At 55.6% G+C, this 25,682-nt stretch carries 28 protein-coding genes; 8 read left to right on the top strand and 20 right to left on the bottom strand.

Annotation, left to right across the window (positions count from 1 at the left end; genetic code table 11):
• From FHD67_RS17985 to FHD67_RS17995, 3 genes are all read left to right on the top strand, one after another.
• The coding region (locus tag FHD67_RS17985) for a hypothetical protein (RefSeq protein WP_218062344.1) at positions 1–295 on the top strand (295 nt) is incomplete at its 5' end.
• A gap of 4 nt (positions 296–299) precedes the next feature.
• Positions 300–605 (top strand): hypothetical protein, encoded by a 306-nt coding sequence (locus FHD67_RS17990; RefSeq protein ID WP_127899875.1) that lies wholly within the window; start codon positions 300–302, stop codon positions 603–605.
• Positions 606–1,010: 405 nt separating this feature from the next.
• Positions 1,011–1,538: a thermonuclease family protein gene (locus FHD67_RS17995; protein WP_164871511.1), complete on the top strand. Its 528-nt coding sequence runs from the start codon at positions 1,011–1,013 to the stop codon at positions 1,536–1,538.
• A gap of 255 nt (positions 1,539–1,793) precedes the next feature.
• Here FHD67_RS17995 and FHD67_RS18000 read toward each other — a convergent pair whose 3' ends face one another.
• From FHD67_RS18000 to FHD67_RS18025, 6 genes are all read right to left on the bottom strand, one after another.
• Positions 1,794–2,219, bottom strand: a complete 426-nt coding sequence (locus FHD67_RS18000; protein WP_127899873.1) for a type II toxin-antitoxin system VapC family toxin — start codon at positions 2,217–2,219, stop codon at positions 1,794–1,796.
• Positions 2,219–2,467, bottom strand: coding sequence for a type II toxin-antitoxin system VapB family antitoxin (locus tag FHD67_RS20570; RefSeq protein ID WP_046001866.1), 249 nt, complete (start codon positions 2,465–2,467; stop codon positions 2,219–2,221). The genes FHD67_RS18000 and FHD67_RS20570 overlap by 1 nt, the downstream gene beginning before the upstream one ends.
• A 112-nt stretch (positions 2,468–2,579) precedes the next feature.
• Positions 2,580–3,467: an abortive infection family protein gene (locus FHD67_RS18010; protein ID WP_139599549.1), complete on the bottom strand. Its 888-nt coding sequence runs from the start codon at positions 3,465–3,467 to the stop codon at positions 2,580–2,582.
• Between the two features lie 12 nt (positions 3,468–3,479).
• Complete coding sequence (locus FHD67_RS18015) at positions 3,480–3,932, bottom strand: hypothetical protein (protein WP_139599550.1); 453 nt, start codon at positions 3,930–3,932, stop codon at positions 3,480–3,482.
• Positions 3,932–4,639 (bottom strand): hypothetical protein, encoded by a 708-nt coding sequence (locus FHD67_RS18020; protein WP_139599551.1) that lies wholly within the window; start codon positions 4,637–4,639, stop codon positions 3,932–3,934. Before FHD67_RS18020 ends, FHD67_RS18015 begins: the two co-directional genes overlap by 1 nt.
• Entirely contained in the window at positions 4,632–5,351 is a 720-nt protein-coding gene (locus FHD67_RS18025) for a ParA family protein (RefSeq protein ID WP_084693958.1), read from the bottom strand. The genes FHD67_RS18020 and FHD67_RS18025 overlap by 8 nt, the downstream gene beginning before the upstream one ends.
• A gap of 899 nt (positions 5,352–6,250) precedes the next feature.
• Here FHD67_RS18025 and mobC point away from each other — a divergent pair.
• From mobC to FHD67_RS18040, 3 genes are read left to right on the top strand one after another with little or no spacing between them, the layout of a single operon-like run.
• On the top strand, positions 6,251–6,763 hold the full coding sequence (mobC, locus tag FHD67_RS18030) for a plasmid mobilization relaxosome protein MobC (protein WP_052715390.1): 513 nt from the start codon (positions 6,251–6,253) through the stop codon (positions 6,761–6,763).
• Positions 6,763–9,132, top strand: a complete 2,370-nt coding sequence (locus tag FHD67_RS18035) for a relaxase/mobilization nuclease domain-containing protein (protein ID WP_127899867.1) — start codon at positions 6,763–6,765, stop codon at positions 9,130–9,132. Before mobC ends, FHD67_RS18035 begins: the two co-directional genes overlap by 1 nt.
• Before the next feature lie 11 nt (positions 9,133–9,143).
• Positions 9,144–11,306, top strand: a complete 2,163-nt coding sequence (locus FHD67_RS18040) for a type IV secretory system conjugative DNA transfer family protein (RefSeq protein WP_052715391.1) — start codon at positions 9,144–9,146, stop codon at positions 11,304–11,306.
• A 63-nt stretch (positions 11,307–11,369) separates the two neighbouring features.
• On the opposite strand, the gene FHD67_RS18045 is transcribed toward FHD67_RS18040, so the two are convergent.
• From FHD67_RS18045 to FHD67_RS18110, 14 genes are all read right to left on the bottom strand, one after another.
• The gene (locus tag FHD67_RS18045) at positions 11,370–12,389 is read right to left on the bottom strand and encodes a TrbL/VirB6 family protein (protein WP_176695189.1); all 1,020 of its coding nucleotides are present in this window, start codon (positions 12,387–12,389) and stop codon (positions 11,370–11,372) included.
• A 20-nt stretch (positions 12,390–12,409) separates the two neighbouring features.
• Entirely contained in the window at positions 12,410–12,865 is a 456-nt protein-coding gene (locus FHD67_RS18050; RefSeq protein WP_139599553.1) for a hypothetical protein, read from the bottom strand.
• The gene (locus FHD67_RS18055) at positions 12,862–13,848 is read right to left on the bottom strand and encodes an ATPase, T2SS/T4P/T4SS family (RefSeq protein ID WP_246071341.1); all 987 of its coding nucleotides are present in this window, start codon (positions 13,846–13,848) and stop codon (positions 12,862–12,864) included. The genes FHD67_RS18050 and FHD67_RS18055 overlap by 4 nt, the downstream gene beginning before the upstream one ends.
• The gene (locus tag FHD67_RS18060; RefSeq protein ID WP_127899864.1) at positions 13,848–15,284 is read right to left on the bottom strand and encodes a TraB/TrbI/VirB10 family type IV secretion system protein; all 1,437 of its coding nucleotides are present in this window, start codon (positions 15,282–15,284) and stop codon (positions 13,848–13,850) included. Before FHD67_RS18060 ends, FHD67_RS18055 begins: the two co-directional genes overlap by 1 nt.
• Positions 15,281–15,976: a TrbG/VirB9 family P-type conjugative transfer protein gene (locus tag FHD67_RS18065; RefSeq protein ID WP_046001871.1), complete on the bottom strand. Its 696-nt coding sequence runs from the start codon at positions 15,974–15,976 to the stop codon at positions 15,281–15,283. The genes FHD67_RS18060 and FHD67_RS18065 overlap by 4 nt, the downstream gene beginning before the upstream one ends.
• Positions 15,973–16,629, bottom strand: a complete 657-nt coding sequence (locus tag FHD67_RS18070) for a VirB8 family type IV secretion system protein (RefSeq protein WP_127899862.1) — start codon at positions 16,627–16,629, stop codon at positions 15,973–15,975. The genes FHD67_RS18065 and FHD67_RS18070 overlap by 4 nt, the downstream gene beginning before the upstream one ends.
• A complete protein-coding gene (locus tag FHD67_RS18075) occupies positions 16,629–17,438 on the bottom strand; it encodes a type IV secretion system protein (protein ID WP_084693960.1) in 810 nt (269 codons plus the stop codon). Before FHD67_RS18075 ends, FHD67_RS18070 begins: the two co-directional genes overlap by 1 nt.
• Positions 17,435–18,547 (bottom strand): lytic transglycosylase domain-containing protein, encoded by a 1,113-nt coding sequence (locus FHD67_RS18080; protein WP_127899861.1) that lies wholly within the window; start codon positions 18,545–18,547, stop codon positions 17,435–17,437. The genes FHD67_RS18075 and FHD67_RS18080 overlap by 4 nt, the downstream gene beginning before the upstream one ends.
• A gap of 174 nt (positions 18,548–18,721) precedes the next feature.
• Positions 18,722–21,118, bottom strand: coding sequence for a VirB4 family type IV secretion/conjugal transfer ATPase (locus FHD67_RS18085; RefSeq protein WP_139599554.1), 2,397 nt, complete (start codon positions 21,116–21,118; stop codon positions 18,722–18,724).
• Positions 21,108–21,386, bottom strand: coding sequence for a VirB3 family type IV secretion system protein (locus FHD67_RS18090; protein WP_139599555.1), 279 nt, complete (start codon positions 21,384–21,386; stop codon positions 21,108–21,110). The genes FHD67_RS18085 and FHD67_RS18090 overlap by 11 nt, the downstream gene beginning before the upstream one ends.
• Positions 21,387–21,390: 4 nt before the next feature.
• On the bottom strand, positions 21,391–21,663 hold the full coding sequence (locus FHD67_RS18095) for a TrbC/VirB2 family type IV secretion system protein (RefSeq protein WP_255352906.1): 273 nt from the start codon (positions 21,661–21,663) through the stop codon (positions 21,391–21,393).
• A 44-nt stretch (positions 21,664–21,707) separates the two neighbouring features.
• On the bottom strand, positions 21,708–22,328 hold the full coding sequence (locus FHD67_RS18100) for a lytic transglycosylase domain-containing protein (protein ID WP_342775325.1): 621 nt from the start codon (positions 22,326–22,328) through the stop codon (positions 21,708–21,710).
• A gap of 515 nt (positions 22,329–22,843) precedes the next feature.
• The gene (locus FHD67_RS18105) at positions 22,844–23,473 is read right to left on the bottom strand and encodes an acyl-homoserine-lactone synthase (RefSeq protein WP_139599556.1); all 630 of its coding nucleotides are present in this window, start codon (positions 23,471–23,473) and stop codon (positions 22,844–22,846) included.
• Complete coding sequence (locus FHD67_RS18110) at positions 23,439–23,693, bottom strand: hypothetical protein (protein WP_148923758.1); 255 nt, start codon at positions 23,691–23,693, stop codon at positions 23,439–23,441. The genes FHD67_RS18105 and FHD67_RS18110 overlap by 35 nt, the downstream gene beginning before the upstream one ends.
• A gap of 130 nt (positions 23,694–23,823) precedes the next feature.
• Here FHD67_RS18110 and FHD67_RS18115 point away from each other — a divergent pair, with 130 nt between their 5' ends.
• A complete protein-coding gene (locus FHD67_RS18115; protein ID WP_139599558.1) occupies positions 23,824–24,450 on the top strand; it encodes a helix-turn-helix transcriptional regulator in 627 nt (208 codons plus the stop codon).
• Positions 24,451–24,945: 495 nt separating this feature from the next.
• On the top strand, positions 24,946–25,682 hold a 737-nt coding region (locus FHD67_RS18120), incomplete at its 3' end, for an IS30 family transposase (RefSeq protein ID WP_139599559.1).

Below are 25,682 nucleotides of genomic sequence, written 5' to 3' on the forward strand. Positions count from 1 at the left end.
CGACGAGGCGCAGCCCATCGGCGGAAGGAGGCACCAAGCCCCCACGCCATCGCCACGAAAAGGAAACCAGATCATGACCACTTATCGCTTGGGTTCTTCGCCCGCCGTCCACACCCCCGGCATTCTTGCATGGGCAATCAACGGCTATGCGTTTCAACAGGATCGTCAGCGGCTGCTCGATCTGTTCTGCGTGACCTTTTCGAGCGTCCCGTCCGACGCCTTCGAAAGCCTGTTGAGCAAGGCCGTGCCGTACACGGTCGATGGTGAAACTGTCGTTTTCACCGTGGAGGGCTGAAGATATGTCCGCACAGCCCTACAAGACATGGCGTTTGTTCGATTGTTCCGCAGACGCCATTGCCTTCCGCGGAGAGCATGGCACCGGAGGCTGGATCTTTGTCATTTCCGATAGTGACGAAGCCGTGCTGTTTCCTTGGCAGATGACCCCGAAAGACATTTTCGAGTCCGTCTTTGTCGCACATCGCGAGGGGTGGTTGATCGGAGCTGACAACAAGCGTCGGCCTGACCGTGAAATGCGGGACCTTCCGAACGCCACGCCTCTGTTGGGTCGGATTGTGCGCCGCAGTCCGCAAGCCACTGCCTCCTAGTCATTCAGGCAATCCAGTCAGCCCGCAAAAGGCGCGGGCTGACGCTTCCCGAAACGGGGCCGCGAGAGGATAAACACATGAGCAAAATGATTTTGGAACAGCGTCTTGCAGAAGCGTGGGCGCTTGTCAGGAAGGGCGATACCTTTGGTATCGGACGCCGCTTCCTGACGCAGCATGGGGCCGGTTGAACCCCCCCCGCCTCGTCCTGCCCTCACAGCCGGGCGAGGCATCTAACACCTAAGTACCCGTGCAGGGTCGAGCAAGCCGAGCGGTTGCCCCTTTCGCACAGGATCATGTAATTCCCGCGAACCCTATTTTTGTGTTCGTTATTCAGAAGTCTGTTGGCCCCTTATGCGAAAACGCCCCATCCGTAATCCCCTGCGCCGTCGTTTGCGCCGGTCTGCCTTGCCGATCCTGGCCGCACTGGCTGCGCTGGCCGTCATGTCTCAGGGTGACTATGGCGATTTGCTGGACGATCTGACCGGCAAGGCAGACCGGCGCAGCGCCCCTTCTGCTGACGGATCGCGAGTAATCGAGGGCATTCCGCGCATTGTGGATGCAGATACCTTTGTCATCAGCCTCAAAACTATCCGACTGCATGGAGTTGACGCGCCGGAGGGCGATCAGCTTTGCCGGGATCGTTCTAGCCGGTCATACCGCTGCGGCGACATGGCGACACGCTGGCTAACTGAGTGGATTGGCGATCAGCCCGTCCGATGTGAACAGCGTGATATGGATCGCTACGGGCGGGTGATTGGGCAGTGCTTTGTCGGGGAGGAAGATATGAACGCCGCGCTCGTTTACTCAGGCCAGGCCGTCGCCTATCGCCAATATAGCGGTGAATACATTGCCGCCGAGAATGCTGCCCGCAGAGCCAGGCGCGGCATTTGGGAGGGGAGTTTTGACATGCCGTGGGACTGGCGGCGCAGGTAGCGCGTGTCCCGCGAGGTTGACGCATTGCGACAAATCACGCATTGCTGACACCAGACAGTTTTCCTCGTGGCGAGGAAACAACTTGCCGCCCCTTACGGGGCGGTTTTTTTTTGGGTGCCAGTGTTCTTACCAGTGCGAGGGCGGTTTTCCACCCTGGCCCTTGGGCCAGGGCTTGCAGCCGCCGAGCCGGACGCGCCTTCATGGAGCGAAGGGAGGCGAGGCGGCTGTGGTAAACCGCTGGCGCGGCCGATGTAGTTAGGCAAGATCCGTGTGGGAGAAGTCGTTGCCTTTGTAGAGCAAGGGCACGGCATGGGACTTGGCACACGCGTAAGACAGTGCGTCACCCATGTTTAGCTGCGCCGGATGCCCTACTAGCTTCCCATAGGTCGCAAGCGCCTCGATCGCCGCATTTCCCATGGCTGACGAAATCATCATTTCCTGTGCTTGGATGGCTTCAAGCAAATCGTTGACCAGCTCTGCGGCAATCTTAAAATCTTCGGCCGTCGCCGGGCCTGCGCTTCGCGCATCCCGGCGTATCCGGGCAACGGCAAGAGTCGCTTCAAGCCGAACGACTGGCGACACACGGAGCTTCCCACGCGCCGCCTCCATCGCCTTCAGCAGAGCTGGAGCGTCTGGTTCATTTTTTAGGACGGCGACAAGGGCACTTGCATCAACGAACATCAGTCTTCATCGCCCCATATAGCGTCCATGAAAGCTTTGTCATCGGCACTGTCAGCCACGATGCCCAAGGCCGCTGCGCGGTTCTGGATACTGGCGACTCGATCAGCGAGGCTTTCCTTTTGCGACAATGCAGAAATTTGGGCGGCCAGTGCTTGGCGCACGGCTTCGCTCTTGTTCCTCACCCCAGTTAAAGCGCAGTATTTCGCCACAAGGTCGTCAATTTCATCGCCTTTGATGAGCATTGTCATAAGTATATCCCTGCCTGTGTTGCCTATATATACCATGCGGTATATACTAGTGCAAGACAGGCTATAACCCTGTTGGCTTACAGCATCGTCAATGCACGTTGCTCTTGGACGGTCATGGGTTCTCTGCCCTGGGAAGTGGGCGAGATGGGAATTTGCGTTGCCATGTCTCGATAAGGAATAGGGCAGCGGTGCTTGCTGCATGGATTGATAATCTGGCAATCCGCGCATCTATTCGGGCAAAGCCTTTTTCTCTGCCGTGTGCATCCCCGCCATGCGTGCGAAGCGCCCCTACCCCTGCAATAACCGTGGCAAGCCCTGACAGAATTTGCCGTACATCGCCTGCTATCAGAGGGTCTATGTCTGAACGATCAGGAGACAAGCCAAGAGGTTGCTTCACCGCGTTATAAAGTCCCTGCACGTCTTTTTTCGCAGGTAGTGGTTGCCCTAGCTCGATGAGAATGGATCGACATACGCTTTCCACAGTGCTGCAGGCTGCAGTGACGGCATCCTCTGGGTCAGTCTGGCTGCTGACTAGCGCGCGATCTAGATCCCGGCTCACCGTGTCGAAGTCGATTACTCCGGACAGTCCGGCCAGTTCTGCAATGACGGCCCCGCCCTTACCAGCTTCGATAAGACGCATCCGCCCGCCATGTTGTTGAACCTCATAGCCGTCGAAGCCTAGCGCGCGGTTGAGAAATTCGAGAACAAAGGCATGCCGCTCTGGGTCATGAAAGAAGTCACGGGGATCAGCTGATGCTTCAATGATCCTGGAAAGCTTTAGCTGGGCCTCCGGGCTGTTGTTAAGCTCGGTAAGGCATTGGATAAGGGAAGGTACGCGAGAGCCATCAACCTCAAACGTGACGTTGCAGCTCCGCATAAATTTCTCAATCTTGGCGGCGCTGCGATAGATGCCAATTGGGGGTGTTCCGTCGCCAGATACGCCCCCGCTTATTACGTCAGCAATTGCATCAATACTCTGAATTGACAGCGGAAACGGCATGGGGGAAACCTTCTATCTGGCTGTGCAGACATTTGCGAGGCTTTCTGCTTCAAGTTGGGCAGCCACGTCACCTACAGCGACGTTGACCCCCCTGCCCCCGAACAGCATGTCCATAGCTGTATTCCAGTTCTCAACATTGCCAGTTGGAACGGCGGCGGCCCCGATGATCGGAAGGTTCACCGTATCATCACCCTCCGAAACTGTCAGTTGTCCGGTTTCGACACGTTGGCCGCGACGTTCGACAAAGAGGTAGTTTTGCGGCGGTGAAAATGCCCCCTCAGGGTCGCATACGACTGTCATGCGAAGATCAGTGGCAGCAAGACGATGGACTACAAGGCTCTTGTCCTTTGTCACGTCCCATTGTTCGGCGCCCGCTGGCACGGCGGCTGCAGCAAATAGTGCGGCAATGGCAATCAGGGCCGAGTTTGACATTTTTCTTCGCTCCTTGAGGGATACGGCAAGCATCACTGAGCTTTTGTCAGCTCAGAAATGATGCGTCGGGCACTGCGATTAAATGCGTGTTGAACAGCATTATAGGCGATTTCACCGGGCTGTTTTACACCGAGGGGATCAAGTTTCTTCGACCATTTGTTGAGCAAGGACGAGGACAGCTTGCACTTCACCCGCAGAGTATAGTCGATCGGGCGTGAGCGAGTAGGCGCAGGCCATAGCGGTTTGGCTTCAAAATCAGCATCCGTGACGATCATCTTGCGGGCTGCAACGCCGACCAAATCAGGAAGAGCGGCCCCCGTTGCTTGGCAACATTTTTCCGCCAGTTCCCTCACCTTGGGCTCAAAACCCAATCGGATTGTGACGAACTGCGTGTCCGCTGCCGCCGAGGGGGCGGCATGACGCGTCGTTTCTTCGGGCGCTAATGGGGTATCCCCCTGCCCTCTCGTGAGATTGCGCCTTGAGCCTTTCTGTTCAGTCTTACGGGTCTGCTTGTCTTGCGGCTCTTCAGCCGCTGCTGGCGCATGTTCTGGTTTCTGTTCGACGGCTTCTGCTTTCTCTTGCTCTGGCAAGGGTCGAGTAGAAGCATTGGCTTCACCGTCTATCTCGCTCTTTGTGCTGACCTTCTCGAAGCTAGGTGGGTCAGGCAACTTAGTGCCTTCTTTGAGCTGCAAGCCACGGCGAGGGGAGCGATCCGTGCGTGGGGGCGGCAGACTAGCCATTGACGGTAACCTCCTCAACTGCGGTTAGTAGTTCTTTCGCCTCGTCCATTGCCTGCGTCATGTATTTTGGCATGACTTTTCCAACCGACGTTGCTTCGACGCGTTTAGCGTATTCCCCTAAAAGAATGCCCTGATCGGTCTGGTTATACACATTGCGCTCTTGCAGGTAGAAGCGCAGCATTCTGTCATGACTTGCAATTTCATCAAACAAGTCACGAAGCGAAGCAGGATATTTGACGCCTGGCTTAATCTGATTCAGTAGGAACATAATTGGCGGCAACTTGGACGGGTCAACTACGGCATCACGCAAAGCGACGTATCGTTTGTAGGTTTCCAACTGCACTGTAAAATCGGTTTCAGAAACCTTGACGGGTATGATTACCCTATTAGAAAGCTCAATCACATCATCTACCCAATTCACAAGGTCGCCTTGGGTGTCAATGATGCAGTAGTCTATATTTCCCGTTTCATCGGCCTCGATGATATGACGTTCCATTTCTTCAGTGTTGGCACAGTGAAAGGCAGTCACGCTTTCTGCCGAGGTCGGATCGTTCCGCATCAGCTTTTGATAAAAGGAGTAAGTGCTTTTGTTTGGGTCGCAGTCGAGCATCAAAACGCGCTTACCTTCGAGAACGGCTGCGGATGCAAGAACGCGGGCGACAGTGCTTTTTCCTGCGCCCCCTTTTTGCCCGATCAGTGAAATTACTTTCATCTTCTGTCCCTCACGTCGCTATTTGGTGGCGTTGCGTGATGCCACATCGCCACATTACCGCTTTACCATATCACCACTTCGCCATGTTGCCATGATGCCGCGTCGCCATATGACCATATCGCCATAATGCCGGATAGCCATCAAGCCGGAAAACCGCATCGCCGCATCGCCACTATGCCATGTTGTCATATCGCCACAATGTCGTATCGCCGGAATGCCACTGCGCCACTTCGCCTAAATGCCACGTAGCCGCTAAGCCGCTATACCGTAGCGCCGCAATACCGCTACGCCATAGGACCATATAGCCGCAATGCCGCTGCGCCGCTTTGCCGGAATGCCGCAATGCCGCAGTGCCACTTTACCGGATTGCCGGAATGTCGCTAAGCCATGTTGCTACTGCGCCACTTCACCATATCGCCATATCACCATGTTTAGGCTGTTTCTGTTGGCGTGGAGCCCGCAATCTGTTGTTGGTTCGGATCGCCAATCCAACCCATAGCCTAAACGCGCCGTGTGGGCGGAAAGAACCCCTGGCCGCACCCACCCTAGCTGGCAGGTCCGGTATGGGTACTCAGCGGCCCTCCTGTGGCCTCTGAGAAGGCTCTGCGCCTGTTGGGAAGGGTGCGGATGGGCAATAGCATGGCTCACCCGAGAGGCTGCAAGGCGCGATCTGCGATGCATATCGCGGCTTCGGGCTGATCGCCCGAACCTGTCCGCCCTGGGGGCGGCCACCGAAACGGACTTCAACCATAGGGCCTTTCCGCGGGCATTTTCTTGCCAGCGGTGCGGAAACGCCCTATGGTTGAAGGGAAGAATATGGCGGGAAATGTAACATGTTAACTTCGCCACCATCTAAACGGCCCCAAAGGCGTTTAAATGCTGACGAAAAGCGGCGACTGGTGCAGGATTTGGCGAAGAACATCTCGACAGATGAGCTTGCCAAAACCTACGGGATCAGCCGCCGCGCCGTTCAGATGATTGCGGCCAGGCTGCATCGCGATCCGATAGCAAGGATCGAGACAAAGGTTCTTGGTGTTCGCTTGGAAAGCGACGAAATGCGCGCCCTTGATGTTCAAGCGGGGCGGTTCGGCATGACCCGAGCAGCATTTGCAAAGAAGGCTCTGCGTCGTGCATCGGGCTTTTTTGATCCAGACGATGACCTGATTGAGATCGGAGCCGAGCTATCTAAGGAGGTTCGCCGCGTTGGCAACAACCTAAATCAGCTTGCCTATCACGCTAATCGTAAGGCGCTTGTCTCCGGCAGCGCAGAAATTTCGCCACATGATCTGGCTACAATCGTCGCCATGAGGGATGAGCTTAAGGCTGTATCTGACCTCGTTTCAAAGCTAATTGTGACGAAAGCCCGCCGCCGCAAAGCTCGCCTTGATCAAATTTTGAAGGCGCTGGACTGATGGCACAGCGAAGCAGCATCGTCACCAATTTCCTTGATGATCACCATGTCCGGTCTGGTCGGCGGGTCAAATCTGGGGGTGGGGGCGGCTCCGTCACGCGGCTTCTTAGCAATGTTCGCAAGGCAAACACTCCCCAGGCTGTGTTCAAGATCATCCGCAGCGGAGGATGCTACAACCGTGCCGACATAAAGGCTCAGATGAATTACGTCTTGGGAAAGTCGGATCACGTTATCGACCCCAGTTACCGGCACGATGGCGGCAAGGAGCTGACAGGTCGCCAGGTTTCACGACTTGCTACCGATTGGTCTGAGGGTTGGCGCGGTAAGATCGAAAACGGGAACTCGATGCATTTGATGATGTCATTTCCCAAAGGGACTGACACCGAGAAGGTTAAAGCCATCACGCGTGGAGTATGTGATGAGCTCATAGGGCAAGGATATGGCCGTTGGAATTATATCGCTGGCATACATACGGATCGTGATCATCCGCACGCCCACATTATTGTAGACCGGCGCAATCAAGAAAATGAGCTTTTCTATCTAGAAAAAGACGGAGAGCTTTCTTATGACCGCTTTAAAGATGCGATGGTCGAATGGGGGCGGGCGGCTGGAGTTGAAATGATCAACACTAGTCGGTTTTCGCGTGGCATTACCGAGGACGCGCTTAGCTCGATAGATTTACGAAAGAGTTTGCGCGGTGAATTGATCGAGCATGGCAAGTCCCCTTATGGTCATGACCCTAAGAATACACCAAGTTATTACGTTAAGCTGGCTACTGAGAATGGTATTAAGGAAATGTGGGGCAGTGGCTTGGGTCGGGCAATGGCCGAGGCAAATGTCGACACAGGACAAACCATTGCAATCACCAATCGAGGGAAAGAAGTTACCAGCTTTACTAATCGTGCCGGTAAGGACGTGGCCTTTACTCGCACGCAATGGGAGGTCCGTGCGATTGGACCTAGCCAGACCCAAGATCGCGCGGCCGAGCGCGTGGACAGCGATTTTATCAAGCAAAGACTGTCCGAGGTTGCAGACACATATCGCAGCCTTGGCAGCATAGCTGACCGACTTGGGAATACCCTTACGGCAAACGCATTGGAGCGCATGGCGCAGCAAATTGAGAAAGGTGAAGACATGAGCGATAGGGCAGGGGCCATTGAGGCCAACCCGGCATTGGAGCGGGACGTCGATCAATTCGAGGCAAAGCTAATAGCATTGCGCTCTACGATCAAAGAAATCGACCGCAGCATTGATCGAGCGCCACCTGAGCAACGGGCGCAAATGGATAAGGACGTGGATGACATGCTGCGCAGCGTCCGAGAGTTGAATCCTCTTGGGGAGCAGACCCGCACCCTGACTAGCCCTGCATCTGACAGCATCTATGCCGAAAAGGTGGCGCGCGACATGCAACGTGATCTGGCGCCGGACAGGCTGGAAGCTGCCCTGGAAGGTAGTGGCATTGACCCGCGGGAGGTTTCAGCGCGCATTGAAATGACTGCCACCACGGCGGCGCTGGAAAGCCGGTGGGTTGAACGAGACTTGCATGCCGTCGCTGACAAGAACGGCTATGACCTCGCGACCAGTGAGGGGCTGGAGAAGGCTCGTGATCATGTCAGCGATATTTATGACAGGGTTGAAGACGCGCTACGCGATCAGAGCATTGACCGCACTGAGGCAGTCGATGTGCATTCGACTGGCGAGCGTCAGGACTTTAGACGCCTTGTCCAGCAGTTCGAACGGACTGATTTCAACTGGCCTTATTCAGAAGACAGCCAAGCGAGACAGCAGGGGCAGAACGAGGTCGCAGCAGCCAGCGACGCGTTCACTGATTTTGCTGACAGGTCGCGGGATCATGCGGAGCTTGCCTCCGAGGCATGGGACCGGAACGCAAATGACGCGCGCGGTCCCGAAGGCTATGTGCCTGCGACAGAACGCAGGATGCCTGACGAGGATATTCAGCGAGCGTTCACAGCTATCCAGATGGATCGTGTGCGAGAGCAAGAGGAACGTGCAGCACAGAGTCAGGAGCGCGATAAAGCCGCTGCACTCGATGAAGCCAAGCAACTTGCGGCGAGAGGTGGCAACATGACTTTTGACGAGTCGCGCCGGCTTGTCGATGCAGTCGAACGTGCGCTCGGGCAGGATGCAGTTCGTGACATGCAGAACGGAAGAGCGCCCGACATTCCAGGAATGGGCACGGCTCAGCGGCATGACTTTGCCATCGCTTACCTGAAGGCTGACCAGAATATCGGTAGCAGCCGTGATCACTCCCACGCAATCGCTCAACACAATGTTGCGGCCGTCAAGCATGAGCAAGCCCTCCGTCATGAGCGGCGTGGTCATGAGCAAGACGGTCACGATTTTGGATAAGGAGTAATCCCATGACCAGACTTGAAGGCAGGCTGCGCCAACTAGTAGGGGTTCTCCTTATTGGTTTCTTCGCTTTTCTGATTGGCTACGTGCTGGCGTCGGGTCTCGCCCAGTACCGCTACGACTTGGCCGAACTCGATCTCTTTTTTATCGCTACGCAGTACAGTGACATCCAAGCGCGTGATCCACGCGGCTATGTCCTAATAAACTTTGTGGTCATTGCAACCACCCTGGCGGGCTTCATGCTGGCTGCTAAGGTGACGACAGAAGACCTTACACGCTTTGGGAAGACGAGCTGGCAGACGAAACGGCAGATGAAGCGCAAACGCTTCTTAACCAATCCCGCCAAAGGCTTTGTTTTGGGAAAGACGGGTGACCCAGGCTCAAACCAACCCTTTATTGTATCTGCCGAGCATCCACATGCCCTAATCGTTGCGCCTACGGGACGTGGTAAGGGCGTGGGCTTCGTTATTCCCAACTGCCTAACCTATGCAGGCAGCAGCGTAGTGCTGGACGTGAAAGGCGAAAACTTCGAGCTAACGTCACGCCACCGGAAAGCGCGGGGCGATACGGTCTATCGCTTTGCACCGACCGATTGGGAGTCGCCGTCGCACCGATACAACCCCCTCAAACGCGTCGGCAAGATGAAGAACCCTGCGCAGCGCATGATGGAGCTTCAAAAGATCGCCAAGCTGTTCCTGCAAGCCGGGCAGGGGGCAGAGGAGTTTCTACCGGGCGCGACGGATATTTTTGTCGCTTGCGGGATGCTGGCTTATGAGAAAACCCGCGTCACGTTGGGGGAGATTTACCGCTATGCGGTTCAAGGCGGGGAGACAAAGACGCAGTACGCTTACTATGCCCGAATAGCGGAAGATCCTGCCACTAAGATGATGTTCAACAAGCTCGCGAATATCACCGAACGCACCCTGTCGGCATACCTCTCAGTTCTCAGCAGCTCGGGCCTTGGAACGTGGGCAAACCCGCGCATTTGCGCTCTGACTGATGATAGTGATTTTGAGTTTGTGACCTTCCGCAAAAAACCTCAGACTGTTTATCTGGTTGTGCCGCCAGATGACGTTGCTGCAATCGCACCGCTGATCAGATTGTTTTTTTCCGATCTCATTTCTTCATTGCAGGGGGCTGGCGAGCCAGGTCCGGACGAACCCTGGCCGGTCCTAATCATGCTGGATGAGTTCGACAAACTTGGAAAAATGCCGATCGTAGCTGAGTCGATCAAAACTCTGCGGTCATACGGCGGCAACTTGGCAATTGTTACGCAGACGGTTCCAGCGCTGGACGAGATCTATGGGCAGAATGTCCGCCTGTCGCTCCAAGGTGGCGCAGGGATAAAATTATATCTGACGCCTTCTGAGGAAAAAACGGTGTCTGACCTGTCTCGTGCCACAGGCATGACGACGCGGCGGGTCGTCAGCAAGAGTCGGACTATTGGTCAAGGTGCTTTCAATGGCGTCAATGTCAGCGAACGAACAGAAGAACGGCCTTTGTTGTCAGAGGATGAAGCGCGCCGGCTGCCCAAGGATGACGTGATTATCATTGTTGATGCCGACATGCCGATCCGGGCAAAGCGTATCAAATACTTCAGTGATGCAAAGTTGAAGCCCATGTTCGAGGCTCAAACCGGTCCTATGCCGATGCCTCCGCATAACCCTGCTATGGATAAGTACGTTTTCCCCGACATTGGCTTGATGGAAGCGGACGCCGCCCGCGCGGCAGAAAAAGCTAGGGTACGCTTGTTGCCACCCCCGGAGAAGGTGGATGCCGAGGCGTCACCTGAAATCGTTGAGCCTGTTGCGGTCGGGAAGGATGCCAGCGTTGAAACCGCTGACAGAACGATCGTTCAGGACGTCGAAATTGCAGCGCCTCAGATCGTAGAGCAAAACGATCCGGCTCCGGATGATAGGCCCAGATCATCACGCAGGTTGGCTCGAAAAGCGCCTTCAGCTGACACTTCCGTTTCCGCTGTTCGCTCGACACGGAGGCCACAACGAAAAGCGGTGGCAACTGCACAATTAGATTTGGCCTTAAAGGACGTGCCCGACACTCCAGAAGCCCGCGCGGTCGTTGACCGCACGTTGAAGAAGGGGCGGTCAATGCTGGACGATCTGCGAGACAAATTCACTGATATGGACGTAATATCTCAGGTTGAGGTTTGACGTATCAAGTACCTACCCGAACAAAAAAAGCCCGCCGTTAAGGCGGGCTTTTCTGTTATGGGATCAGGAACGGTCCCGGAACCTATTTGGCATGTTAAGTTGTCGCTGCACGCTTGGCTGTGCCTGATGCGGGGAGGCGGGGCTTGCCCCCGTACCCGGTCCGGGCCCAGGTGCGGGAGGTGATGACCCTGCATTGCCGCCGCTACCGGCACCGCGGAACGATCTCGACAGAGCTGCAGGGCCTGCCATCGACCCGGACAGGTTGCGATACACGCCAGCAGTAACCGCAGCCGCCGCTAAAGGACCAACGGCCGCAACCATCCCGCTTAGGCCGCTCACAATCATCGGTATCAGGACAATGGTGAAAATCATCATAAAGAGGATCGTCAGAAACGGGACCAAGCCAGCGATGGATTCGATGTTTGTTGGATCAAGGTTATCAACAACACCTTGCGTAAGCCTGATCATTGAACCCAGCACAGCGGCGATGACGATAGGATAAAGAACGTAACTTAGAGTCGAGCGAAGCCACTGAAAAAAGAAGTCGGACGTCGCTTTGAAGACTGAAAGACCAATAAAAATGGGCGCGAGGCCAAGATGGATCGTGATCATGACTAGGGCGAAAATCAAGATCAGTCCCGCCACTGCCGCCGTGAGGGAATGTAGGATGAAGAAAATGCCGCTCATTACGGCACGGCTCATGTAACTGAGGTTGTCCATTGTCGTATTGGCGCTGGTTGCGAGGCGGTCCAGCATATCATCGAATGAGGCTGCAAGACCCATGTTCGGATTAGAGCTGCCTGACAGCATGGCGCCTGCAATTGAATCCATGCCGTTTATGACCGCACTGGCTATGGCATTGAATTGGCTCCACACTGTCGCGAACTGGAAAATTAAAAGCAACTTTACGACCAGTATCAACAGATCTCCGACAGGCTGTGGCCGAATTTGCAGGAGCGCATTGATAAATACGAGGATGATAGCCAGCGATGCTGCTACTTGGAGTGTGTCACCGATAGCTGCGGCGGTAAGGCCAAACTGCGATTGCGCGGCGTCACTGAGTTGCTGCTGTCCAATTTCCACCAGTTCCGAAACTATAGGCATTATAGGACACCACTTTCTTTGCAGATTGTCCGCACTTCGGAGGATAGGGCATTCGTGGCCCTGCTGTTTTCAAGCCGAACGCTTGCCCACTCATCGAAGTGTAGCCCCTCAAAAATGGCCATCATTTCATCGAGCGCGCTGTCCCAATCCGAGAAATACATGTCGCACGAGCAGGCTTGCTCAGACACAATCCGCTCTGCGTTCTGGCGCCTGTAGACTGATAGCAGGACAGAATTCGCTTGATCCGGGTTGGCATTGACTGGCGCGTTTCTTGGGTTTGGAAGAACAGGACGTGGTGGGATTGAGCAGCCGCGTTCTGAAATTTCTGGATTTCCTGCGCTCTGCGTGTCGAAGCGCAGAAACTTACGTTCCTGATCTTCCGTCACCTTGTCTGCGTGGGCAGTAGCGGCAGTAGCGGCAACTGCGATAGCAGCGAGAACAATAGACTTCATCATCCCGCTGTTCCCTTCGCTGTCGGAAGGTAAAACTCGGCAATGCCGCGCTTTCCGTCTTTCCGACCTGTCTGAATGATGACGTCGATAGATCGGGTGATGTATTCACGAATTTCCGAATAGCTCATGGGCACATCTGATCGGCCCGCTTTCATGGCAAGGGCATCTAAGGCCAAGGTTGGCGTTTCGGCATGAACGGTAGTCGCTGAGCCGCCATGCCCTGTGTTGATAGCTTCAAGGAATGTCATCGCTTCCTTGCCGCGCACTTCGCCAACGATCACTCTGTCAGGCCGCATTCGGAGCGAAGAAATCAGAAGCGCGTCAGGCGATCGCACGTCGCTGTTCCTGTCGGCAATCAAGGACACTGTATTAGGTTGGCTAGGCAGCAACTCAGCGGCGTCCTCAATAGTGATGACCCGTTCAGTTGGAGGAATGAAGGTCATGATTTTGCGAAGGGCTACAGTCTTGCCCGTCGAGGTTCCGCCTGACAGGACCATGTTCAGCTTTTCACCGACACAGAACTCTAGGGCTTCATCGAGGGTGCCCTTTTCTGCGATTTCTTTGAGCTGCAGGTTTCGTGCAGCGCGCTCCTCATCCAATGATCGCTGTTCTCCATAGAGATAGTCTAGTTTGACCTCATCGAGGGGCAGGGACGAGAAGAAGCGCATTGCGATAGCATGGCCTGAGAGTGCCGCAGGTGGTGCGACGACCTGGACCCTGATCGGACGGCCGAGATACTCAATAGAAGCCGAGATAAGGGGTTTGGCTTTGCTGATGGTCGCTTGGGCCTGGCCGACGATACTAGCGGCTAAGTCAGCCAGCACATTTCTTGACAGATGCGCCTCACACTTCCGCATGAAGTGGTCACCACGAGTTTCTGCCCAAACTGTTCCATCAGAGTTGATGCACAGCTCCACAAGGTCATCGCGCGTGACTACATCGCCTAGCGCGGCCATCGCCTGATTAAAGTAGCTGTCATCTTGCATCAGAAAATCTCCAGATCACGGTCAACCATGATCGTCACACGGGCGCCTTGGGCGACACGGATAGTTGGCTTGATGCGTAGGGACTCACTCAGCACGGAGGTTGTTGCGTTGGTTAGGTTCTGCCCTACGCTATCCGCCATGTCATTTGCGCGGTCATCATCCGTGTTTTCCGTCGCGAGTGCCGGAAGGATCGTCAGGAAGCTAACGAGAGCCGCCGAACCAAAACGCTGACCGAAATGATTGTTAACCCGTCCCGTAAGCCCGGACTGTCCTATTTCATCGCCACCATAGGCTGAAATTGTGACGGACTGATTGTCCGGCATGATGATGCGTTCCCATGCCACCAGCGCGCGGCGCTGGCCCAATTCCACGCCTTCAGAGTATCGTCCGATCACTTGCGATCCCCGAGGGATCAAAATGCGCGTCCCGTCATAGGAATGCACATCCTCGCTTACGACCCCCCTAATCGCACCGGGAAGCTCCGAATTAATCGCAGTTTCCAAAATAGCTTGGATCATCGTTCCTTGCGTTACAGTGTTTGCGGGGTTCACTATTACGGAAGCCCGCTCGACCTGCGCCGGCCTTCCTGCATCGCGCACGAACGCCTCGTTATCTGACAGCCGCGCTTCACGCTGTTCAGCAGCACCGGAGGCTTCGCCACCGCCTCCACCGCTTCCCCCAAAGGCAAGCATACCCGAAGAACGGCGACGTTCCTGTTGCTCTTGGGCTAGGCGTCGTGCTTCTTCGGCTTGTCGGGCACGATCATCTAGCGCGGCATTGCCGGACTGGTCGTAATTGTCACCCCCACCAGACAGCCGGGCAAGATCCAGCTCGCTTTGCAGTCGTTGCATTTCACGCGCATGGTCCTGCGCGATCCGCGCCGCTTCCGAGTCACGTTCCGCATCGCGAAGACGCAGTGCTTCAAGTTCCTCTGCAAGCTTCGATAGCCGGTCATCATCCACAGGGGTTTCCGTGACGACTTCGGCATTATCTGTTTCGCTGGCTGCATCCCGCGCCGCAATCTCAGCCCGCAACGCTGCAAGTTGTTGCTGCATTTCTTCATAGCGAGGATCAGGTTCTGGCTGCTGCGGCTCCTCCGGCTCCGGCTGCAGGTCTGGTTCAGCGCCTTGGGCTACCCGCAGATGGCCGTAGGCGCTTGTACCAATATTCTGGAAAGGGTCAGACTGTCCTGTGCGAAGGCTGGAACCATCCGTTGAAGACTGTGAAACTGTATAAGCAGCCAAGCCTAGCCCGCAGATCGCAATCAGTCCCGTGACCAAGATCGCAGGTGACCGTTTGCTCTCAGTTTTTTTTGCACCCTGACTCTCAGCCTCAAGCGCCTGAAGGCGCTCATTGAGCTGTTCTTCGGGATCGCCCTCAGTGCCTTGCGCGCCTTGCTGTTGATCGACTTTTGCGTTGCTCGTGTCGTCAGTCATTTGCTGCCTCCAAGCCTCGCAATCGTGTTTTCGGTTTCCCCGGCCCGCAGCACCCAATACTGCGAGACACCCGAAACCCTGATTGTGCCATCGTCCAAAGTTTGGCTGTTCACAGTGCGCTCCCGACCGCCCGAAACGCGGAAGATTGCGGGCAGCGAGGCATTCCGCGCGAAACGGAAATACGTGAACGTCCCATCATCGAATACTTCGCGGGGCGTGATTTCAGTCAGCCGGTTCGCGCCGTATGTGTCGTACGGGGCAGTTGCGACAACTTGCTTGTTGGCAGGAGGCGCAGAGCGAGTGCGTGGGCCATCGAACCGAACAACATAGTGCGTCGCAGAATTGGTTTCTGTGACCGCAAAGTAGTATGCCCGCTGATTGGTATAGACGATGATGTTCGTGGTGACGCCCGACATCATGGGTTTGACGAGCATTGCATGGCCGCCAGGAACCGCGTCGAACTGGAATCCTTCGGTATCACCCGCAGCGATTGATATGATTTCCTCGCCCGAGCCAAACTCGATTGAGGTGACTTTCATGATCGTTGTATTGATCCGGTAAACCTGCCCATCGACATACTGAGCTAAGCGCACCCGACTATCATGTGCGCCCGCGCGGGGGGTAACCTCGGCTTGAGCCACAGTCGAAAAACCGGCGAGGCAGAGTGCGGCGAGGAAGCTAGTTTTTTTCATTCCGTGAACCTTTCCGACGAGACCACGTATTCCCGCACCGAAAAACCGAATGGGTTTTGCCACAGGGCTTCGAGAGTGCGCTGTTCTTGAGGCTGGAAGTTGAAGACAAGCGACACAGTGAATGTCCCTTCGGTCGTGCCGTTGGGCGTCACGAGCCGCTTCACAATCCGGGCCGTTGCCCTGTCATTGCTGAGAGGGGTGACGCTGATAACCTCCACATCCATACGGGAGTTCTCACCGTAGAGCGTCGGGGGGAAATCTGGATTATCCGCTGTCCACTGTTCGACTAGGGAGCCGCGTGCATTACCTTCAGAGCGATTGAGGAGCGTCTGAACGCGCTGATCGTTATCGATCCGATTGTAGGTTTCCCGGTCGCGCACATAGGCGAAAACAAGAGATTGCACGACTGCCTGCTGTTCATTCAGGCTGATGGTTCCCACGCTTGCCATTGGCAGCGCCATTCCAGTTGCAGGGTCAAATGGCACGAGGGCGGGTGCAGGTCGCTCGGTAAAGACTGCGACTGCGGCAGCAGACAAGCACCCTATGATGCCAAAGCCCCAACCCGTGAGGGCCAGCTTGCGCCAGAAAGTTTCGCGCTTGCGCGCACCGAAAATCAGCTCTTCTTCGATAATTTCCTTTTTTTCACGTGCCATTATTCGATGTTCCCGAACGTGAGGAACGCGCGCTCTTCGGCCATCGTGGCAGCATCCATCATCCCTGCCATGCCCGAATTTACTGCGGTTACAGCTTCAAGTTCGATGAGCTGCGACAGCGCAATGACGACTTCCGCATTTACGCGCGTGTTAAGGTCAATCGACGCCTTTAGATCCTCTGTCTCGCCAATCATATCGACCAGTGCACCTACGCGGCCGAGGCTTTGTGCGGTGTTTGCATGGGCGCTTTCGCCCGCTGCGGCGACGACAGCTCCTCCGGTTGCCGCGGATGCGACACGCCGAGCGCCTGGCACACTTGATCCTGCCAGTTCCTCAACGGTGCCCTCTCCAAACCCTGCGCTTTCCAGGGCTGCGGTCATAGTGGTCCGCATGTTCACCGATCGCGGGCCAGTCAGCCCGCTCCAATCACCGTTCATTCCGGCCAGGATCGTCCCGAGGACGCCGCTCATGTTTCCTTCCAGCAGGTCATTCAGATCGCCGTCCATGGTCAGCCCGACAATGTCGCGGGCGCCAGTCAGGGAGGCATAGAGATTGTTGGCGGTCTCTAGGTGCCCTTGAAGAAGGGTCACTTGAGAAAGAAGCTGGTCGAGCTGCGCGTTTTGCAGTCCGGCATCTTCAAGCATGTTTTGAAGTTGCCGGATGGACTGAGCGATATTCTGAGTATCTACCGTCGGAACGCCTTGCGCGTAGGCTGCATTCGAGTGTGCGTAGGGCAGAACCGTTGCAGCCACGACAGCAATAGCAAAAGCTTTTGGACGAGCGAACTTTCTGAGGTCACGCATGGTCATTCTCCAAATCTTAGGAAACGGCGCTCTGAAGCCTGTTCGGCTGCGAACTGCATTGCTTCAGCACTAATAGGTTGTGAGTTCGCTGCCCGCAGACGGGTCAGCAGAACCATGACGCGCGCGGTTTCAGCGCGCATGTATGCATTGAGGGCCATCGCCTCATGCGGTGTGTCTGTAGCCTCAATCCGCTCTATTATGGCGCGGACGCGTACGGCTGACTGACGCACCATTTCATAAGCATTGTCGCCATAGAGCATTGCGCCATCGCTCATCATGGCAGTGTGCGCGCCAGCCGCTAGAACAGGCTCGATCGTGCCAAGAGCATCAACACCGCCGATTTGCGCCAGATACTCGTTATACTTGGCCGGGATGACCTGGACGTAGTGCCGCGTCTCGTTGAATGGCGGGACGCCGTTGTGACGCCGAACATTTCCAGGGCCTGAATTGTATGCTGCCAGTGCCAGAACAATGTCGCCATCAAACGTATCAAGCTGGGTTGATAGATAACGTGCGCCACCTTCCGCCTGCACGTAAGGATCACCGCGATAGGTTTCACCAATCCCTAGATCGACTGCAGTAAGCGGCATAATCTGCGTGAGGCCATAGGCCCCGACAGGTGACTCAGCGTGAGGGTTGAACCGGCTTTCCTGCCAGATCATGGCTTGCAGCAGTGCGCGCCATTGGACCGGCGACAGACCTGCTTTAGCCACACCGGGACGACTGTAGGTGGCTTGGGCAGCCCGGATGATGACTTGCTCTACAGTCACCTGAGCATCACCAAAAAGTTCCGGTGTGGCTGTATTGGCATCCTCGGCGGAATAAAGATTGGGCGCTGCTGAGGAAGGAGTTTCCCCTTCTTCCAGATCAGCAATCATGTCTTCTGAACTGCCTGTCGGACGAGTGCTGCCAATGATGGCATCAAGCGCGGCAAGCTGTTCTTCATGCAGCTGTTCAATTTCCTCAAGCCGCCCTTGTTTATTGCGCTGGCGTTCGAGGTCAGCAAACTGCTCCGTCAGGATTAGGAGGTTCTGCTGTAGCTGGTTGACGTCAATTACGGGAACGCCTTGACCCACGGCGATCGTGCTTGTGCACGATATTGCCGTTGCCAGCATGACTTTACGGAGCCGACTAGACACTGACTCCACCCTTTGCGTGCAGCTCAGGCAGCGGCGTAAAGTTGCAGGTCGGACGGCCGGAGGATGAGAAGCATTCCGATGAAACTGGACGCGTTTCACCAGCGCAGGCCGATAGTAGGCCGGACAAAGTAAGGGCGAAAATCACACGCTTCATTTCAGGGCTCTCCAGAATTCAGGATCATAATCAGGTGCGGCCAGTGCTGCGCGGCCTGCGGTGCTGTTGCCGATCGACATGAGGAGTTGGCCCAGGTCCGTGAGGTCCGTATCCAGTAGAACAGACCCTTGATCGTCTCGAACCAAGGCCACGCGCTTGCCCGGAGGGGTTTCAAGCATGATGGTCAGCTCTTTTGCGTTTAGATTGAGGGCCGCAAAGTCCTGTGCCGATGCGTCATCGTTCGGCAGAAGAATTTGCGTTTGGACGCCCTGCAAAATGGACGCGCCCGCCTTTGAGTTGGCAATTTGGGTGGCGAACTGTGTCACGAGTAGGACAACACAATTGAGCTTGCGCAGCGTGACTAGCCAACCTTGCAGCTTGTCCGCAAAGTAGTCTGTGTCGAGTGCCCGCCATGCTTCATCCACAACAATGATTGTGGGGCGGCGATCTTGCATGGCACGCTCTAGGCGTCGGAAAATATAGCCAAGAACCGCTGCGCGCTCTTTGTCATTTCCGTTGTCTAAGACGCTTGTCAGATCGAAGCCAACTAGGTCGCCGTTCAGGGAGAAAGTGTCTTCGCGGTTTCCGCCGAAGATCCAACCATAACGGCCAGAAGGAGCCCACTCGCGTATGCGGCTTTCCAGATCACCGTCATCATCGAGGGGGGCGAAAAGGCTCGCAAATTGTGACCAATGGCGCAGCCCTTGCGGTGCTTCCGCATTTCTACGAATAGCATCTTGAAGAAACTGAGACTGTTGCGCCGTCAAAGGACGCTCGGCCCGTTCGATCAGCGCCGTTATCCATTCCGAAAGCCACTGCTGGCCCTCTGGATCAGTTTCGGACCACAGCGGGTTTAGCCCTGTTGGGCGGTTGGCTGTGATTTCGCTATACTCAGCCCCAAGCGCACGAAGAGGAACTTCAAGCCCGCGCCGATAATCGAAGGCAAACACCCGTGCGTTCATGCGCTGCGCTTGTGCAATGAGGAACGCAATAAGCACGGATTTTCCGCCGCCGGACGGACCGAGGATTAGAGTGTGGCCTGCGGGGGGTTCCGCATCCACGTTGCCGCGCGACAGTTTGCGATGAAAGCTAAACTGGTACCCGCTTCCTTCGGGGGTCGGAAATACGGTGATCGGGTCTTTCCACGGAACCTCGTCTCCATTTTTTCCGAGAGGTGTCCGATGCAGTGATGCCAAACCCGCAAAGTTTCGATTTGTGATGGTGCCGATCCGGGACCGGAAAGCGGCGTTGCCAGGAAATTGTGCGAAGTAATGTGCCCGTGATGCAAAGGCTTCGGTGATGACCTTGACGCCGGCTTCCTGGGCGACCTGCTGAATATCTGCCGCTGCCTCTGCAAGCTCACGCTCATTGCTGCTGTAGATCGCAGCTGTCATGTGATGCCCACCAAACACCAGTTTGCCTGTCACCAGCCCATCAGCCGCAGAGGCCAGTAGTTCGCGATCCGACACCCCTGCATCATTCATCGACGCCATCATCTTTTGAGCGCGACGAATACGCTCTTCCATTACATCGTTTGGAATAGGCGTGAAGCTGTGGGTGATGACCATGTCATGGGGCAGGTTCAGGCTGTCGAACATGCCGTGTTCGGTTTGATTAGGATAATTTTTGATCGTGAAGATCAGACCGCTCTTGCGACCGGTATTTCCGCCCGACAAGGTGATCCGGTTGCTCGCGAATGTCGGGCGAAAGTTGGCTACGCTCCGGGCAAGAATACCAATCTCCGAAAGAGGATAGGTCGGAACCTCCGTGCCAGAGCCGATAGCTTCGAGGAAGCCTAGCAGCTCGCCGGAGGATGCGGTCAACGCACGACCGGACATGCCTTCTGTAGCAGACAGGAGGATCGAGACGACTTCACGCAGGCTGGCAAGCCGCCGCTCGCGAAGTTGCTTCTGATCCTCAACCTTGTCTTTGGCAAATCGCGCCCGCACTTTCTCAAAGGCAGATACTGAGCGACTAGCAGCGGGCCGACGCAAGACTGTAATGGTCAGTGTCTTGTCGCGAAGGCCGTAGGACGAAAGAGCCGACTGCCAACGCCTATCGACTTCGGCGGCGAACCCATCACCGCGAACAGGTGATATTTCCGGCGAAAGCCGCTTGCTGATCTTGTGGATATAGAAGCTAAACCGACCTTCGGTTTGCGCAATGATAGTGGCGATCCGTTTTTTCAAACGGATAAGCGCCTCATCGTTTGCTGTCATGCTGTTGAGGCCATTGACGCGAATGCACTGCATGTATTCGCCGCCGCGTGTCAGGATGGTTTCGTCATCGACAAGGCTGACAAAGGGCAAATAATCTTCGAATTGCTCTTCGCGGAAGGCAACTGATGAAATCAGGCTTGCTGCGCCCTCACCACTCAATTCCTTACGCCTCATAGCTGTTTCCATTCCAAAGGTTTTTATTCCGCGATGGTCGCGTTTTCTGAAGGACGGTCATGATTACGTCCAAAAAGTTTGGGTCCCACTGGGCCGCGGCATAAAGGGCCGGGTAGGTAGCTGCCGCCCAAGCCAGCACCCAGAAAGATTTGATCCAGATGAAAAGCAGGACGCCGGAAAAGACCCACACCATCCCGTAAATTACGGGCAAGCCGAGAAACTTTGGCGCGCGAAGCAGACCTTTAAAAACGACATCCTGCTCTGTCATGACATCAAGCCCACAGCGCCTCGACCATCGTCGTCGCGCCGCCAATACCTGCGATAGCGATGACAACCCACATGGCTTGGCGGAAGTCGATGATGCCGAAGAACCATGTGATGAACACGCCGATGAGCGCGAGCGTAGCGATGATCATCCCCAAGGGACCGGTCAGCGCATCCACCAGTCCTTGCAGAAAGTTTTGAATGGGATCGAGGTTAATATCCTGTGCCATCGCCGGTTCTGCGATCATCAGAACCATGACAGCGAGTGCGGCCAACAGCACCCAATTACGGGAAGCAGGACCGCCCACCCGGTTAAAGATTTGCGTCACAGTTGTTCTCCTTTGAGACGTTGGTAAACGGCCATAACCTTGCGGACATGGCCTTGCGTTTCGCGGTAGGGCGGGATGCCTCCATGACGCGAAACGGCTTCCGGGCCAGCATTATAGCCAGCCAGTGCCAGCTCCTTCGATCCGAAGCGGTCGAGAAGAAGAAGCAGGTAACGGGCAGAACCATCGAGGTTCTGGTGCATGTCATGTGGGTTTACGCCGAGTGTGGCGGCGGTCGCGGGCATGAGTTGGCCGAGGCCGATCGCACCGACATGGCTTAGAGCGCGAGGGTTGTACGCACTCTCGATTTCGATGTTAGCTCTGTAGAAGTCGCGCCAGTCCGTGACCGACATTCCAGCTTTGCGCAGGGCACCATGGCCTCCATAGCGCAATGCTGTCTGATGAATTGCATCGAGTACTTCAGGGCTTCCCGAGGCAGCGCGTGGTGCCATGAAACCATTGTCCGGCTCTGCTAGAAAGGACATGGAATTTTCGGGAACAGAAGCCTGACGTTCGGCTTCTGGGATTATCGGCTGCCCACCTGATCCGTAATGGCGGGCAAAGCCGTTGCTTTGTTCTCTAAATTCGAAGGCTCCGTCAGAACCTGGAACAAGGACCAAACCCTGTCCGAGACATGCAGTCGCGTTAAGAGTCAGACCTCCAATCGACCAAATAACGGCCGTCTTTAAATATTTCAAAACACTGTCCTTTTTCGAAGGGCATTATCAATCCGGGGAAGCCCCAGAGCATAAGTTTTGAAGCAACGCCCGACACGGTGAGCGATGTTTCTGGTTTGTTTCTGACTTTGTAGACCAATAACCGTTTGGATTTTTTATCGGCCGAAACGACCTCGTAAATCCATTTGCCGACTGCAGACGTTCCTTTTTTGGAAACGCTCTCTTGGCAAATTATGATTACCGATCCGCCCTCGTTTACGACCTGCGCAACGTCCTCGCTGATTATCACTGGCGGTATGGCTAGACTCATTGGGGGCTCCTGCTCACTGACAGGTGCCTTGATGCACTATGTTGGGTTGCCCGCACTAGTTGGATTTAACTAGATCACCACCTTCATACACAACATTTCAACAAACCTCAACATAAATAAATTGTTTGTTAAACATTGTTGAATGGTTTTAGCCCAGTTCACGCACAGGACACTCGAAGACCTGGAACGATCCTTCGGAGTTGCTGGCGACAGGTCCAAGCTGCTTGACCGGCCACGACAGAGAGTTTGCCATGCGCTGGAACGCTGGCGATCCGAGGAACAGAACAGTGTCAGCTCCTTCCTCACCCAAGAACGTGTTGATCTTGGCAAGGATCATCCGAGACACATCGCGCGACCCGGTGACTACCATGCGGGTAATCTCCCAGACTTTCTCATTCATCGGCGGGATCGCGTGGCACAGCTCCTGCGGCAAACCGGGCAGCACGCCCAAGCAGGCGTCGCGGATCATATAGCTATATTGGATTTGTCCGGTCCCGCTAATCTGGTCAGTACGGCGAAGCCGTGCCCCTCCGACTACAAGGCCGTTCAACGTTGCAACAACATAGATCGTATTGAAGGAGTCATACTGTTCGAACTCAAGATCTTCAGCATGGAACAGCGGCCATTCCAAACGATCTACGAAAATCTGCTTACGCAGCTTCAGGTATTCGTTGACCAGGTGCCACCTGTCCAGGTCCTCCGGGCAACGGATAACCTCGACCTGATAGCCGTCGCGTGATGCGTCACTGAACATGCGGCTTGGCTGCATCTTGACCATTGGTACCTACCTCGAAAACTTCCGTTGAGCCGATGAATAGGCGGATGCCTTCGGGTGTGACGGCCCACACGCCCTTGTTCGAAAACTTCACGGTGATCTCTTGGCCTTCCTGCATATGGTCAAACATCGACAGCAGGTTTTGGGCCATATCGACGGTGAAGTTTGCCTCGGCGGAGATAACCACGCCCCTCGGGCGCACCTTGGCGGTTAAGTCGGTCATCTGTCCCTCCCATGGCATTTCGCCGATTTGCTTGAGCATCACTTACGGCGGGAAATTAACCATTGACACCAACATGTCCTTTTGGTCAGTTGATTAGTGCAAAACGCATTTTTTTCTTGACAGGCTTGAAATGATTGAACTCGTGATCCCGAATCATGAAGATGAACTTGCTGTCCTCGAACGGATCGGCAACGGAGGTTTCATCCTCGGCCTTGGCCTGAAATTTGGAAAACCTGATTTCTGCCTCAACCGCTATCCTGATGCCTGGACAAAAAAGTACGAACAGGAGAACTACTTTTTCGGCGATCCCATGACCGTTTGGACCATGGCCCGCACAGGAATGATCCGCTGGTCGGAGTCCAGCCTTCCCGATCTACGAGGCGTGATGGCTGACGCAGCCACCCATGGTCTTGTCTACGGAGCTACATTTGTCGAAGTGGTGAAAGGCAAACGGTCATTCCTATCCATCGCCCGAAATGACCGAGAGCTGACTGACGCAGAAATGGAACTGCTCATGGGCCGCGTGAAGGCGTGGGCAAACCTTTTCACAAGCTATTGGAAAACTATCGGGCTGACCCAAGGCGAGATCGACGCTTTGGCCTCGATCAAGGGTGGTGCCAACCAAGATGACGCCGCTGAGACGTTGAACATCAGCCGGTCGGCATTGAGACAGCGACTATCTACGGCGCAAGTCAAACTCCGGGCACCAAATTCCGTCAGTGCAGTCGCACGGGCCGCTCAGATGGGAATTATCTGAAATCCAGTAGAATTAGTCATGTGTGATGGGAAGGGTAGGGGGGAGGCATTGCGCTAGCCTCAGCTCAGAAAGTGATGTGGAGGCGCACTATGGGTCTCCATACACATCCAATAGTCGTCATACCCGCGAACCACGAAGTTTGGCAGATCGCAATGGTGTAGGCTCGGCACTTGGTGATCCGGCACATTGCGGCTGCGATTGGCAATTGATGCCTGTGCGATAGCGGCTGAAAGCTGACCCCATACCTTTGCCTTGTCCGGGGTCGGCACTACCTTCGTGGGACTTTTCCAGAAGCCGCGGCGGTGTGGATCGTAGATGACGTACTGCATGGCAAAGGTCGGCGCTGTGATGAACGATGCCAATCTGCAGCTGCGCCAAACGGTTCCCGATGCATAACTCGGATTATCCCGGAGAGCTGTTCGTCTAGGGCACGCGCTATCCTGAAATGCGACTTTCTGTGCTCAACAATGGGTTGAGCCATGAAAGGATCATAGAATGAAGGTTCGGTTCTCTCACCTTTCCCTTTCCGAGCGCCGCAAGATCGAGCGCTGGCGGCAGATGAAGCTGAGCCCTGACGAGATGGCGCGCAGGCTTGGCCGGCACCGCTCGACGATCTTCCGCGAGCTGCGGCGCAATCACTTCCATGACGGCGAGATCCCGAAGCTCAGCGGCTATTGGTGCGTCGTAGCGCAAAGCTATTCGGATGGACGACGGACCCGGCAGCGCAAGCTGGTGCGTGATCCCGGGCTCCGTGACCAAGTCGAGCGCTGCCTGAGGTCCGGCTGGACCCCCGAGCAGATTGCCGGCCGGATGCGATATGAGAGTGCCCCGCGCCGGGTCTGCCAAGAGACGATCTATCAGCACATCTATTCCGAGGACGGTCGTCGAGGTGAGCTGTGGCGCCACCTGCCCTCTGGCCGCCGGCGCCGTCGGGGCTACCGGCTTCGCAAGCGCCCGCCACCGAGATTTGCGCCTGAACTCAGCATCTTGTTCCGCCCGGACATCATCGCGCATCGCAAGCAGTTCGGTCACTGGGAGGCTGACCTGGTGCTGTTCCGGCAGAAGTACGGGCCGGCCAATGTCACCACCATGATCGAGCGCACAAGTCGCTTCCTGGTCGCGTTGAAGAACACCGAAAAGCGCACCAAGCCGATCGTAAGCGCGACGTCGCGGCCCTATGCGGTGAGGCTTGACGGCTGTGCGTGCCGCCAGGGCATGAGGTCTTCGATGCG

The sequence above is a fragment of the Paracoccus haeundaensis genome (assembly GCF_006239215.1).
In the GTDB taxonomy this organism is placed as follows: domain Bacteria; phylum Pseudomonadota; class Alphaproteobacteria; order Rhodobacterales; family Rhodobacteraceae; genus Paracoccus; species Paracoccus marcusii.